Raw genomic sequence first — 13,045 nt, forward strand, 5'->3', positions numbered from 1 at the left:
TATTTTTAGAGTTATACTCAATGAAAATCAAAGAGCAAACTAGAAAACTAGCCGCAGGCTGTACTTGAGTACGGCAAGGCGACGTTGACGCGGTTTGAATTTGATTTTCGAAGAGTATTAAATGATTTTAAAACTGTGAGAAAGATACTTCTTGCAGTTTTTTCTTTACGATTTTTGATACGATCATTCTATTTATTCGGTTAAATTCTTGTAATTTTAGGTTTTTTATGGTAGAATGTGCTCAAGTAATACGAAAGGCGAACTTTAAAATGTCAAAACAATTGATCTATTCGGGAAAAGCTAAAGATATCTATACAACTGAGGATGAAAATCTTATTATTTCAACTTACAAGGACCAGGCGACTGCTTTCAATGGTGTCAAGAAAGAGCAGATTGCAGGCAAGGGAGTGTTGAATAATCAGATTTCATCTTTTATTTTTGAGAAATTAAATGCGGCTGGTGTGGCGACTCACTTTTTGGAGAAACTTTCAGACACGGAACAACTCAATAAAAAGGTTGAGATTATTCCTCTAGAAGTCGTGCTTCGCAACTACACGGCTGGTTCCTTTTCAAAACGTTTTGGAGTAGACGAAGGTATCGCATTTGAGACTCCGATTGTTGAATTTTACTACAAAAATGACGATTTGGATGATCCATTTATCAATGACGAGCATGTGAAGTTTTTAAAGATTGCGGATGACCAGCAAATCGCCTACTTGAAGGAAGAAACGCGTCGTATCAATGAACTTTTAAAAGGCTGGTTTGCTGAGATTGGGCTTAAATTGATTGACTTTAAGCTAGAGTTCGGTTTTGATAAGGATAGCAAAATCATCTTAGCAGATGAATTTTCACCAGATAACTGCCGCTTGTGGGATGCAGATGGCAACCACATGGATAAGGATGTTTTCCGTAGAGGACTAGGTGAATTAACAGATGTTTATGAGATTGTTTGGGAAAAGTTGCAGGGATTGAAATAATCTGTTGGGAGCAACCTCAAGGTCGTTTGAGAACATTGCAAGAGCTGAAATAAAGGAATAAGAATTGATGGATAAACGTATTTTTGTTGAAAAAAAGGCTGATTTTCAGGTCAAGTCAGAGAGTTTGGTGAGAGAACTCCAGCACAACTTGGGACTGTCAAGCTTGAAAAGTATTCGCATCGTGCAAGTATATGATGTATTTGACTTGGCAGAGGACCTATTTGCACCTGCAGAGAAGCACATTTTCTCTGAGCAGGTAACAGACCATGTCTTGGATGAAGCGGCTGTGCAGGCGGATCTTGCTAACTATGCTTTCTTTGCTATTGAAAGCCTGCCAGGGCAGTTTGACCAGCGTGCGGCATCTTCACAGGAAGCCTTGCTTTTGCTGGGTAGCTCAAATGATGTGACAGTTAATACAGCCCAACTTTACTTGGTGAATAAAGATATTGATGCGAATGAATTGGAAGCAGTCAAAAACTACTTGCTCAATCCAGTCGATTCTCGTTTTAAGGACATCACGACGGGGATTGCCAAGCAGGAATTTTCAGAGTCAGATAAGACCATTCCAAAATTGACTTTCTTTGAAAGCTATAGGGCAGAAGACTTTGCCCGCTACAAGGCCGAGCAAGGGATGGCTATGGAAGTGGATGATTTGCTTTTTATCCAGGACTACTTTAAGTCAATCGGGCGCGTGCCAACTGAGACGGAACTCAAGGTTTTGGATACTTACTGGTCTGACCACTGCCGTCATACGACTTTTGAGACAGAGTTGAAACACATCGACTTTTCAGCATCTAAGTTCCAAAAACAATTGCAGTCAACCTATGACAAGTATATTGCTATGCGTGATGAGTTGGGGCGTTCTGAAAAACCACAAACCTTGATGGATATGGCGACTATTTTCGGTCGTTATGAGCGTGCCAATGGTCGTTTGGACGACATGGAAGTGTCAGACGAAATCAATGCTTGCTCAGTAGAAATCGAAGTGGATGTCAATGGTGTCAAAGAACCATGGCTCCTTATGTTCAAAAATGAAACCCACAACCATCCAACAGAAATTGAGCCATTTGGTGGGGCTGCTACCTGTATCGGTGGGGCTATTCGTGACCCATTGTCAGGCCGTTCATACGTTTATCAAGCCATGCGAATCTCGGGTGCTGGTGATATTACAGCACCGATTTCGGAAACTCGTGCTGGGAAATTGCCACAACAAGTGATTTCTAAAACAGCAGCTCATGGTTATTCTTCATATGGTAATCAGATTGGGCTTGCGACGACCTACGTTCGTGAGTATTTCCACCCAGGTTTTGTGGCTAAACGTATGGAGCTAGGTGCAGTTGTAGGTGCGGCTCCTAAGGAAAATGTCGTCCGTGAAAAACCAGAAGCGGGGGATGTCATTATCCTTCTTGGAGGTAAGACAGGACGTGATGGTGTCGGTGGTGCGACAGGTTCTTCTAAGGTTCAAACAGTAGAGTCTGTGGAGACTGCTGGTGCCGAGGTTCAAAAAGGGAATGCCATCGAAGAACGTAAGATTCAACGCCTCTTCCGTAATGGCAATGTCACTCGTCTTATCAAGAAATCTAATGACTTTGGAGCAGGTGGTGTCTGTGTAGCTATCGGTGAATTGGCAGACGGTCTTGAAATCGACCTCAACAAGGTTCCTCTTAAATACCAAGGCTTGAATGGAACAGAAATTGCTATCTCTGAATCACAAGAACGGATGGCAGTCGTGGTTCGTCCTGAGGATGTAGATGCCTTCATAGCAGAATGTAACAAAGAAAACATTGATGCTGTTGTGGTTGCAACAGTAACTGAAAAACCAAATCTTGTCATGAACTGGAATGGTGAAACCATCGTTGATTTGGAGCGTCGTTTCCTTGATACCAATGGAGTGCGTGTCGTTGTAGATGCTAAGGTAGTTGACAAGGATGTCAAGCTTCCAGAAGAACGACAAACATCTGCTGAAACCCTTGAAGCGGATACCCTTGCGGTTCTATCTGACCTCAACCATGCGAGTCAAAAAGGTTTGCAGACTATCTTTGACTGTTCGGTCGGTCGTTCTACGGTCAACCACCCACTTGGTGGTCGTTACCAACTCACACCGACTGAGGCTTCAGTACAGAAATTGCCAGTCCAACATGGCGTGACTCATACTGCTTCTGTCATGGCCCAAGGATTTAACCCATACATCGCAGAATGGTCTCCATATCATGGAGCTGCGTATGCGGTCATCGAAGCAACTGCTCGTTTGGTTGCTGCTGGTGCAAACTGGTCTAAGGCTCGTTTCTCTTACCAAGAGTACTTCGAGCGTATGGATAAACAAGCAGAGCGTTTTGGTCAGCCAGTAGCAGCTCTTCTTGGATCAATCGAAGCTCAGATTCAACTTGGTTTGCCATCTATCGGTGGTAAAGACTCTATGTCTGGTACTTTTGAAGAATTGACAGTACCACCAACCTTGGTTGCTTTTGGTGTGACAACAGCAGATAGCCGTAAGGTCCTTTCTCCAGAATTTAAGGCTGCTGGTGAAAATATCTACTACATCCCAGGTCAAGCTTTGGCTCAAGAGATTGATTTTGATCTTATCAAGTCTAATTTTGCTCAATTTGAAGTTATTCAAAAGGCTCACAAAGTGACATCTGCATCAGCTGTCAAATATGGTGGTGTTGTTGAAAGTTTGGCTCTTGCTACCTTTGGAAATCATATCGGTGCAGAGGTAACCTTGTCTGAACTTGAAACAGCTTTAACAGCTCAATTGGGCGGATTTATCTTCACATCTCCTGAAGAAATAGCTGGAGTGGAGAAAATCGGTCAAACAAGTGCAGACTTTACCCTGCTTGTTAACGGTGTGAAGCTAGATGGATACAAGCTTGATAGCGCCTTTCAAGGTAAATTGGAAGAAGTTTACCCAACAGAATTTGCCCAAGCCAAGGAACTGGCTGAAGTACCAGCTGTCTCTTCTGACCTAATCATCAAAGCCAAAGAAAAGATTGGAAAACCGGTTGTTTACATCCCAGTATTTCCAGGGACCAACTCAGAATATGACTCAGCAAAAGCCTTTGAAAAAGAAGGTGCAGAGGTCAACTTGGTGCCATTCGTGACCTTGAATGAAGAAGCCATTGTCAAGTCAGTTGAAACAATGGTTGACAACATCGGCAAGGCTAACATCCTCTTCTTTGCAGGTGGTTTCTCAGCTGCGGATGAACCAGATGGTTCAGCCAAGTTTATCGTCAACATCCTCCTCAATGAAAAAGTCCGTGCAGCTATTGATAGCTTTATCGCTCGTGGTGGCTTGATTATCGGTATCTGTAATGGATTCCAGGCCTTAGTCAAATCGGGTCTCCTACCATACGGAAACTTCGGGGATGCCAGCAGTACTAGCCCAACCCTCTTCTATAATGATGCTAACCAGCACGTGGCCAAGATGGTAGAAACTCGTATTGCAAATACTAACTCACCATGGTTGGCTGGGGTGCAAGTGGGCGATATTCATGCTATCCCAGTATCACACGGTGAAGGGAAGTTTGTCGTGACGGCTGAGGAATTTGCAGAGCTCCGTGACAATGGACAAATTTTCAGCCAATACGTAGACTTTGACGGCAAACCAAGCATGGACTCTAAGTACAATCCAAATGGTTCTGTCCATGCTATCGAAGGAATTACTAGCAAGAACGGTCAAATCATCGGTAAGATGGGACACTCAGAACGTTATGAAGACGGTCTTTTCCAAAATATTCCAGGAAATAAAGACCAGCACCTGTTCGCGTCGGCGGTTAAATTTTTCACTGAAAAATAAGACTTGCAGATTTTCGAAGAGTATCAGTAATGTGAAAGTCATGTAGATTGAGCTCTTGATGATTGCAAATGAAAATTAGGTATAAAAAATGACATACGAAGTAAAATCTCTTAATGAAGAATGTGGTGTTTTCGGTATCTGGGGGCATCCAGATGCTGCTAAATTGACCTATTTTGGGCTCCACAGTCTTCAGCACCGTGGTCAGGAGGGGGCAGGAATCCTCTCCAATGATCAGGGGCAATTGAAGCGCCATCGTGATATGGGCCTTCTTTCAGAAGTCTTCAGAAATCCTGCTAATTTGGATAAATTGACAGGAACTGGTGCGATTGGGCATGTGCGTTACGCGACTGCTGGCGAAGCTTCTGTAGATAACATCCAGCCCTTCCTCTTCCGTTTTCACGATATGCAGTTTGGCTTGGCTCATAATGGAAATCTAACCAATGCGGCCTCTCTTAAGAAAGAACTGGAACAAAGAGGAGCGATTTTCAGCGCGACTTCGGACTCGGAAATCTTGGCTCATCTCATTCGTCGCAGTCATAATCCGAACTTGATGGGCAAAATCAAGGAAGCACTCAGTCTTGTCAAAGGTGGCTTTGCTTATATCTTGATGTTTGAAGATAAGTTGATTGCGGCTCTTGACCCCAATGGTTTCCGTCCCCTTTCTATCGGGAAAATGGCTAACGGAGCAGTCGTAGTGTCATCTGAAACCTGTGCTTTTGAGGTTATTGGTGCAGAATGGATTCGCGATTTGAAGCCAGGTGAGATTGTGATTATTGATGACAAGGGCATCCAGTATGATAGCTACACAAACGATACTCAGCTGGCAATTTGTTCCATGGAGTATATTTACTTTGCCCGTCCTGACTCCAATATCCATGGTGTCAATGTTCATACGGCTCGTAAGAGAATGGGAGCTCAATTAGCACGTGAGTTCAAGCATGAAGCCGATATCGTAGTTGGGGTACCAAATTCCTCACTCAGCGCAGCTATGGGATTTGCGGAAGAATCAGGTTTGCCAAATGAAATGGGTCTTATCAAGAACCAATATACACAACGGACCTTTATCCAGCCGACTCAAGAATTGCGGGAACAAGGAGTGCGAATGAAGCTCTCTGCCGTTTCTGGTGTCGTTAAAGGCAAACGTGTGGTCATGATTGATGACTCTATCGTGCGAGGAACAACATCTCGTCGTATTGTCCAACTTTTGAAAGAAGCGGGGGCATCAGAAGTTCACGTTGCCATTGGGAGTCCTGCTCTTGCCTATCCATGTTTCTACGGAATTGATATCCAGACACGTCAGGAGTTGATTGCGGCTAATCATACCGTTGAGGAAACTTGCCAAATCATTGGTGCGGATAGCCTGACTTATCTTTCGATTGATGGCTTGATTGACTCTATTGGGATTGAAACAGATGCACCAAATGGCGGTCTCTGTGTGGCTTACTTTGATGGGAACTATCCAACTCCTCTCTATGACTATGAAGAAGAATATCGTAGAAGTTTGGAAGAAAAAACGAGTTTTTACAAATAAAATTCCCCATTAAAGGAAAGGAAAAGGAAAAAACAAATGACGAATAAAAATGCTTATGCGCAGTCTGGTGTGGATGTTGAAGCGGGTTATGAAGTTGTTGAACGCATCAAAAAACACGTAGCTCGTACGGAACGTGCAGGTGTTATGGGAGCTCTCGGTGGCTTCGGTGGTATGTTCGACCTTTCAAAAACAGGTGTCAAAGAGCCCGTTTTGATATCTGGTACAGATGGTGTCGGAACTAAACTCATGCTGGCTATCAAGTACGACAAGCACGATACCATTGGACAAGACTGTGTGGCTATGTGTGTCAATGATATCATTGCTGCAGGTGCAGAACCTCTCTACTTCTTGGACTATATCGCAACTGGTAAAAATGAACCAGCTAAACTAGAACAAGTTGTTGCTGGTGTGGCTGAAGGTTGTGTGCAAGCTGGTGCAGCCCTTATAGGTGGTGAAACGGCTGAAATGCCTGGTATGTATGGTGAAGATGACTATGATTTGGCTGGATTTGCTGTCGGTGTTGCAGAAAAATCTCAAATCATAGATGGGTCAAAAGTAGCTGAAGGGGATGTGATTCTTGGACTTGCTTCAAGCGGTATCCACTCAAATGGTTACTCACTTGTTCGTCGTGTTTTTGCAGATTACACAGGTGAAGAAGTTCTCCCAGAATTGGAAGGGAAGAAACTTAAAGACGTTCTTTTGGAACCAACTCGTATCTACGTCAAAGCAGCATTGCCACTCATCAAAGAAGAATTGGTGAATGGTATTGCCCACATCACAGGTGGTGGTTTCATCGAAAATGTCCCACGGATGTTCGCGGATGACTTGGCTGCTGAAATTGACGAAAGCAAAGTCCCAGTCCTTCCAATTTTCAAAGCCCTTGAAAAATATGGTGAAATCAAACATGAAGAAATGTTTGAAATCTTCAACATGGGTATCGGTCTCATGCTTGCGGTAAAACCAGAAAATGTGGAACGTGTCAAAGAACTTCTTGACGAACCTGTTTATGAAATTGGTCGTATTGTGAAGAAGACAGATGCAAGTGTGGTGATTCAATAATGGCTAAAAAGATTGCTGTTTTTGCCTCTGGCAACGGCTCAAACTTTCAGGTGATTGCGGAACAATTTCCAGTAGAATTTGTCTTTTCAGATCATCGGGATGCCTATGTACTTGAGCGTGCAGAGAATCTTGGGGTATTATCCTACGCTTTTGAACTCAAAGAGTTTGAGAACAAGGCAGACTATGAAGGAGCCATTGTCGAACTTTTGGATGAACACAAGATTGACTTGGTTTGTCTCGCAGGCTACATGAAAATCGTCGGCCCCACCTTGCTAGCAGCTTATGAAGGCCGTATCATCAATATTCATCCGGCTTATCTCCCTGAATTCCCAGGAGCTCATGGTATTGAGGATGCTTGGAATGCAGGTGTTGCTGAGAGCGGTGTGACCATTCACTGGGTGGACTCTGGTGTTGATACCGGTAAGGTCATCAAACAAGTCCGTGTGCCACGCCTTGAAGGGGACACCCTTGATATTTTCGAGACTCGCATCCACGAAACAGAGTACAAACTCTATCCAGAAGTCTTGGATAGTTTGGGAGTGGAGAGGAAGAAATGATTATGGACCAATACTATATGGAGTTAAAGAATAAGTTATCTAACAGACCAATCCTACTGGATAATACTAATGATTTTCTTTTTGTTTTAGTAAATACAGTGAAAGCTATGATAGAAAATACTGATAAAAGTCAGCTTTCAGAGTTAGATAAAATTTTAGACGGTGTCACAAGTCAAGAATTAAAACTTGCCTATGATTTTTGTCAAGGGAAATTCGGTCAAGCAGGTTTTTCTTATCGTAGGCACCCGAATTATTTTTATTTGTCTAGTTTAATTGCGACTTTTCCAGAATTTGAGTTGTCTAAAGCAGACCTAGATTACCTCAAAGGAATCATAAATTTTGATAACTACCTTTTATATGAGTTAGATTAGTCTTTAATCGCCTCAAAATCCTATTTATTCAAAAGGAGAAAACATGACTAAACGAGCACTTATTTCAGTCTCAGACAAAGCGGGCATTGTTGAATTTGCCCAAGAACTCAAAAAACTTGGTTGGGACATCATCTCAACAGGTGGTACCAAGGTTGCCCTTGACAATGCTGGGGTAGATACCATTGCCATTGACGATGTGACTGGTTTCCCAGAAATGATGGATGGTCGCGTCAAGACTCTCCATCCAAATATCCACGGTGGACTTCTCGCTCGTCGTGATTTGGATACTCACCTGGAAGCAGCCAAGGACAATCATATTGAGCTCATTGATCTTGTGGTGGTAAACCTCTACCCATTCAAGGAAACCATTCTCAAACCAGACGTGACTTACGCTGACGCGGTGGAAAACATCGATATCGGTGGTCCATCAATGCTTCGTTCCGCAGCTAAGAATCACGCCAGCGTGACAGTCGTGGTAGACCCTGCTGACTATGCTGTGGTTTTGGAAGAATTGTCAGCTAATGGCGAAACTACTTATGAAACTCGTCAACGTTTGGCAGCAAAAGTATTCCGTCACACAGCTGCTTATGATGCCTTGATTGCGGCATACTTCACAGCTCAAGTGGGTGAAGATAAACCTGAAAAACTCACTTTGACTTATGACCTCAAGCAACCGATGCGTTACGGGGAAAATCCTCAACAGGATGCTGATTTCTACCAAAAAGCCTTGCCGACTGACTACTCGATTGCTTCAGCTAAACAACTTAACGGTAAAGAATTGTCCTTCAATAATATCCGTGACGCTGATGCTGCTATCCGTATCATCCGTGATTTCAAAGATCGTCCAACCGTTGTGGCTTTGAAACACATGAACCCATGTGGAATTGGTCAAGCTGAAGACATCGAAACGGCTTGGGACTACGCTTATGAATCTGACCCAGTGTCTATCTTTGGTGGTATCGTCGTTCTAAACCGTGAGGTTGACGCTGCGACAGCCACGAAAATGCACGGTGTTTTCCTTGAAATTATCATCGCACCAAGCTATACAGACGAAGCACTTGAAATCTTGACAACAAAGAAGAAAAACTTGCGTATCCTTGCCTTGCCATTCGATGCTCAAGATGCCAGCGAAGCAGAAGCAGAATACACTGGTGTTGTCGGTGGACTCCTCGTTCAAAATCAAGACGTGGTCAAAGAAAGCCCAGCTGACTGGCAAGTGGTAACCAAACGCCAACCAACTGAGACAGAAGCGACTGCCCTTGAGTTTGCTTGGAAAGCTATCAAGTATGTCAAATCAAATGGAATCATCGTGACTAATGATCACATGACACTTGGTGTCGGTCCTGGTCAAACCAACCGTGTGGCTTCCGTCCGTATCGCCATTGACCAATCCAAAGATCGCCTTGACGGTGCTGTCCTTGCTTCGGATGCCTTCTTCCCATTTGCGGATAACGTGGAAGAAATCGCTAAGGCAGGTATCAAGGCCATCATCCAGCCAGGGGGCTCTGTCCGTGACCAAGAGTCTATCGAAGCTGCTGATAAATACGGCCTGACTATGGTCTTCACAGGCGTGAGACATTTTAGACATTAAGAAAATAAAAGGGAAGAAAACAGTTTCTTTCCTTTTTTTGCTTTAAAAGCGAAATGAAACAAGATTAAAACGAACGTTTATGGTATAATATTAGTAAATAATTCGCAAAAGAGGTTGAAAGATGAAGCTGTTAGTTGTCGGCTCGGGTGGTCGTGAACATGCCATTGCTAAGAAGTTGCTTGAGTCAAATGACGTTGAAAAAGTCTTTGTAGCTCCTGGGAATGACGGGATGACTCTGGATGGTCTGGAATTGGTAAATATCTCTATTTCCGAACATTCTAAATTGATTGAGTTTGCAAAAACCAACGATATTGCTTGGTCCTTCATTGGTCCAGATGACGCCCTTGCGGCTGGGATTGTGGATGAGTTCAATGCAGCTGGTCTCAAAGCCTTTGGTCCGACAAGATTGGCAGCGGAGTTGGAGTGGTCCAAGGATTTTGCTAAGGAAATCATGGTCAAGTACGGCGTTCCGACAGCAGCCTATGGCACATTTTCTGACTTTGAGGAAGCCAAGGCTTATATCGAAGAAAAAGACGCTCCAATCGTCGTCAAGGCAGACGGTTTGGCCCTTGGGAAAGGTGTCGTCGTTGCGGAGACAGTCGAGCAAGCAGTCGAAGCAGCTCACGAGATGCTTTTGGACAATAAATTCGGTGACTCAGGTGCACGTGTGGTCATCGAGGAATTCCTTGACGGGGAAGAGTTCTCTCTCTTTGCCTTTGTCAATGGTGACAAGTTCTACATCATGCCAACGGCTCAGGACCACAAACGTGCTTATGATGGCGACAAGGGGCCCAACACTGGTGGGATGGGTGCCTATGCGCCAGTTCCTCACTTGTCACAGAGAGTGGTTGACACAGCGGTTGACACCATTGTCAAGCCAGTCCTTGAGGGGATGATCCAAGAAGGGCGTCCTTACCTTGGTGTCCTTTACGCAGGGCTTATTTTAACAGCAGACGGACCTAAGGTCATCGAGTTTAACGCTCGTTTCGGAGATCCTGAAACTCAAATCATCTTGCCTCGTTTGACTTCTGATTTTGCGCAAAATATCACGGATATTTTGTATGGTCAAGAGCCAGCCATCACCTGGACGGACAAGGGTGTGACACTAGGTGTGGTTGTAGCTTCAAATGGCTACCCACTCGCTTATGAGAAAGGTGTCAAGCTTCCTACCAAGACAGAAGGCGACATCATCACTTACTATGCCGGTGCTAAATTCGCTGAAAATGGCCAAGACCTCCTCTCAAACGGCGGACGTGTCTATATGCTAGTCACAACAGCAGACACCGTCAAAGACGGCCAAAACATTATCTACAATGAACTTAACAAACAAAACACAGAAGACCTCTTCTATCGTACAGATATCGGAAGCAAGGCCATAAAAGATTAACAGCTACTAAATTTGTCATGGCGAGCGAAAGCGAGCTAAACTAAGATAATGGTTGCCGTGGTGAAAAGACCAGAACAGCATCTGTTCTGGTCGGGGGAAACTTTGAGACCTTAGGCTCAAAGTTTAGGAATGAAACCGAAGGTTTGCTTCCGTCCCCACTACCTAAGACCATTATCAAAAAAGAAGAAAAAAGGAAAAATTATGACTAAACCAATTATTTCCATCATCATGGGCTCAAAATCCGACTGGGCAACCATGCAAAAAACAGCAGAAGTCCTAGACCGCTTCGGCGTTGCTTACGAAAAGAAGGTTGTCTCTGCCCACCGTACGCCAGACCTCATGTTCAAGCATGCAGAAGAAGCACGTAGCCGTGGCATCAAGGTCATCATCGCAGGAGCAGGTGGCGCAGCCCATTTGCCAGGTATGGTTGCGGCTAAAACTACTCTTCCAGTCATCGGGGTTCCAGTCAAATCACGTGCCCTTAGCGGTGTGGATTCACTTTATTCTATCGTTCAGATGCCAGGTGGAGTACCAGTTGCGACCATGGCTATCGGTGAAGCGGGTGCGACTAACGCTGCCCTCTTTGCCCTCCGTCTCCTGTCGGTAGAGGATCAGGATATCGCGACAGCTTTGGCAGATTTCGCAGAAGAACAAGGAAAAATCGCAGAGGAGTCGACAAATGAGCTCATCTAAAACAATCGGAATTATCGGTGGCGGTCAGCTTGGTCAGATGATGGCCATTTCTGCTATCTACATGGGGCACAAGGTTATCGCGCTGGATCCTGCGGCGGATTGTCCAGCCTCTCGAGTGGCGGAAATCATCGTGGCGCCTTATAACGATGTAGATGCCCTCCGTCAGTTGGCTGAGCGTTGCGATGTCCTGACCTATGAGTTTGAAAATGTCGATGCTGACGGTCTGGATGCTGTTATCAAAGCAGGTCAGCTCCCTCAAGGGACCGACCTACTTCGCATCTCCCAAAACCGGATTTTTGAGAAGGACTTTCTTTCCAACAAGGCACAAGTTACTGTTGCACCTTACAAGGTCGTGACCTCAAGCCAGGATTTGGCAGATATCGACCTCTCGAAAAACTATGTCCTCAAGACTGCGACCGGTGGTTACGATGGGCATGGTCAAAAGGTTATTCGTTCAGAAGCAGACTTGGAAGAAGCCTATGCGTTAGCTGATTCAGCAGACTGCGTTTTAGAAGAGTTCGTCAACTTTGACCTTGAAATTTCTGTCATCGTGTCTGGAAATGGCAAGGACGTGACGGTTTTCCCAGTTCAGGAAAATATCCACCGCAACAACATTCTTTCAAAAACAATTGTACCTGCTCGCATTTCAGAAAGTCTAGCTGAAAAAGCCAAAGCTATGGCAGTACGAATTGCAGAACAGCTGAACCTTTCTGGAACGCTCTGCGTGGAAATGTTTGCGACGGCTGATGACATCATCGTCAATGAAATCGCCCCACGTCCCCACAATTCAGGGCACTACTCAATCGAAGCATGTGACTTTTCACAGTTCGATACGCACATCTTGGGAGTTCTCGGAGAACCACTCCCAACAATCCACCTCCATGCCCCTGCTGTCATGCTCAATGTCCTTGGGCAACACGTCGAGGCGGCTGAGAAATATGTCACAGAAAATCCAAGCGCCCACCTCCACCTGTATGGTAAAATAGAAGCGAAGCACAACCGCAAGATGGGGCATGTGACTTTGTTTAGTGATGTGCCGGATAGTGTGGATGAGCTCGGGAAAGGGATAGATTTTTAGGAGAAACC

General features: G+C 44.6%; 10 protein-coding genes. All 10 read left to right on the forward strand.

The window, feature by feature from the left end:
• Nucleotides 1-269 precede the first annotated feature (269 nt).
• The 10 genes from purC to purK all read left to right on the forward strand — a co-directional run bounded on the left by purC (nt 270) and on the right by purK (nt 13,037).
• Nucleotides 270-977, forward strand: coding sequence for a phosphoribosylaminoimidazolesuccinocarboxamide synthase (gene purC, locus QM959_RS05960; protein ID WP_414372043.1), 708 nt, complete (start codon nt 270-272; stop codon nt 975-977).
• Nucleotides 978-1,044: 67 nt separating this feature from the next.
• Nucleotides 1,045-4,770 (forward strand): phosphoribosylformylglycinamidine synthase, encoded by a 3,726-nt coding sequence (locus QM959_RS05965; protein ID WP_414372045.1) that lies wholly within the window; start codon nt 1,045-1,047, stop codon nt 4,768-4,770.
• A gap of 88 nt (nt 4,771-4,858) precedes the next feature.
• Nucleotides 4,859-6,301: an amidophosphoribosyltransferase gene (purF, locus tag QM959_RS05970; RefSeq protein WP_414372048.1), complete on the forward strand. Its 1,443-nt coding sequence runs from the start codon at nt 4,859-4,861 to the stop codon at nt 6,299-6,301.
• A 36-nt stretch (nt 6,302-6,337) separates the two neighbouring features.
• Entirely contained in the window at nt 6,338-7,360 is a 1,023-nt protein-coding gene (gene purM / locus QM959_RS05975) for a phosphoribosylformylglycinamidine cyclo-ligase (protein ID WP_414372050.1), read from the forward strand.
• Nucleotides 7,360-7,917: a phosphoribosylglycinamide formyltransferase gene (gene purN, locus QM959_RS05980; RefSeq protein WP_414372051.1), complete on the forward strand. Its 558-nt coding sequence runs from the start codon at nt 7,360-7,362 to the stop codon at nt 7,915-7,917. Before purM ends, purN begins: the two co-directional genes overlap by 1 nt.
• Before the next feature lie 2 nt (nt 7,918-7,919).
• Complete coding sequence (locus QM959_RS05985; RefSeq protein ID WP_414372053.1) at nt 7,920-8,288, forward strand: hypothetical protein; 369 nt, start codon at nt 7,920-7,922, stop codon at nt 8,286-8,288.
• A gap of 43 nt (nt 8,289-8,331) precedes the next feature.
• Nucleotides 8,332-9,879 (forward strand): bifunctional phosphoribosylaminoimidazolecarboxamide formyltransferase/IMP cyclohydrolase, encoded by a 1,548-nt coding sequence (purH, locus tag QM959_RS05990; protein ID WP_414372054.1) that lies wholly within the window; start codon nt 8,332-8,334, stop codon nt 9,877-9,879.
• Nucleotides 9,880-10,000: 121 nt separating this feature from the next.
• Complete coding sequence (gene purD / locus QM959_RS05995; protein WP_414372055.1) at nt 10,001-11,266, forward strand: phosphoribosylamine--glycine ligase; 1,266 nt, start codon at nt 10,001-10,003, stop codon at nt 11,264-11,266.
• Between the two features lie 201 nt (nt 11,267-11,467).
• Nucleotides 11,468-11,959 (forward strand): 5-(carboxyamino)imidazole ribonucleotide mutase, encoded by a 492-nt coding sequence (gene purE / locus QM959_RS06000; protein ID WP_247935116.1) that lies wholly within the window; start codon nt 11,468-11,470, stop codon nt 11,957-11,959.
• The gene (gene purK, locus QM959_RS06005; RefSeq protein ID WP_414372057.1) at nt 11,946-13,037 is read left to right on the forward strand and encodes a 5-(carboxyamino)imidazole ribonucleotide synthase; all 1,092 of its coding nucleotides are present in this window, start codon (nt 11,946-11,948) and stop codon (nt 13,035-13,037) included. The genes purE and purK overlap by 14 nt, the downstream gene beginning before the upstream one ends.
• Nucleotides 13,038-13,045: the final 8 nt, after the last annotated feature.

The sequence above is a fragment of the Streptococcus mitis genome, from assembly GCF_047459985.1.
GTDB classification, from domain to species: Bacteria; Bacillota; Bacilli; order Lactobacillales; family Streptococcaceae; genus Streptococcus; species Streptococcus mitis_DZ.

What these genes read in the sequence shown, in the direction of transcription:
- purF (WP_414372048.1), top strand. Translation starts at nt 4,859, where the DNA reads ATGACATACGAAGTAAAATCTCTTAATGAAGAATGTGGTGTTTTCGGT.
- purM (WP_414372050.1), top strand. Translation starts at nt 6,338, where the DNA reads ATGACGAATAAAAATGCTTATGCGCAGTCTGGTGTGGATGTTGAAGCG.
- purK (WP_414372057.1), top strand. Translation starts at nt 11,946, where the DNA reads ATGAGCTCATCTAAAACAATCGGAATTATCGGTGGCGGTCAGCTTGGT.
- purD (WP_414372055.1), top strand. Translation starts at nt 10,001, where the DNA reads ATGAAGCTGTTAGTTGTCGGCTCGGGTGGTCGTGAACATGCCATTGCT.
- QM959_RS05985 (WP_414372053.1), top strand. Translation starts at nt 7,920, where the DNA reads ATGGACCAATACTATATGGAGTTAAAGAATAAGTTATCTAACAGACCA.
- purH (WP_414372054.1), top strand. Translation starts at nt 8,332, where the DNA reads ATGACTAAACGAGCACTTATTTCAGTCTCAGACAAAGCGGGCATTGTT.
- purE (WP_247935116.1), top strand. Translation starts at nt 11,468, where the DNA reads ATGACTAAACCAATTATTTCCATCATCATGGGCTCAAAATCCGACTGG.
- QM959_RS05965 (WP_414372045.1), top strand. Translation starts at nt 1,045, where the DNA reads ATGGATAAACGTATTTTTGTTGAAAAAAAGGCTGATTTTCAGGTCAAG.
- purN (WP_414372051.1), top strand. Translation starts at nt 7,360, where the DNA reads ATGGCTAAAAAGATTGCTGTTTTTGCCTCTGGCAACGGCTCAAACTTT.
- purC (WP_414372043.1), top strand. Translation starts at nt 270, where the DNA reads ATGTCAAAACAATTGATCTATTCGGGAAAAGCTAAAGATATCTATACA.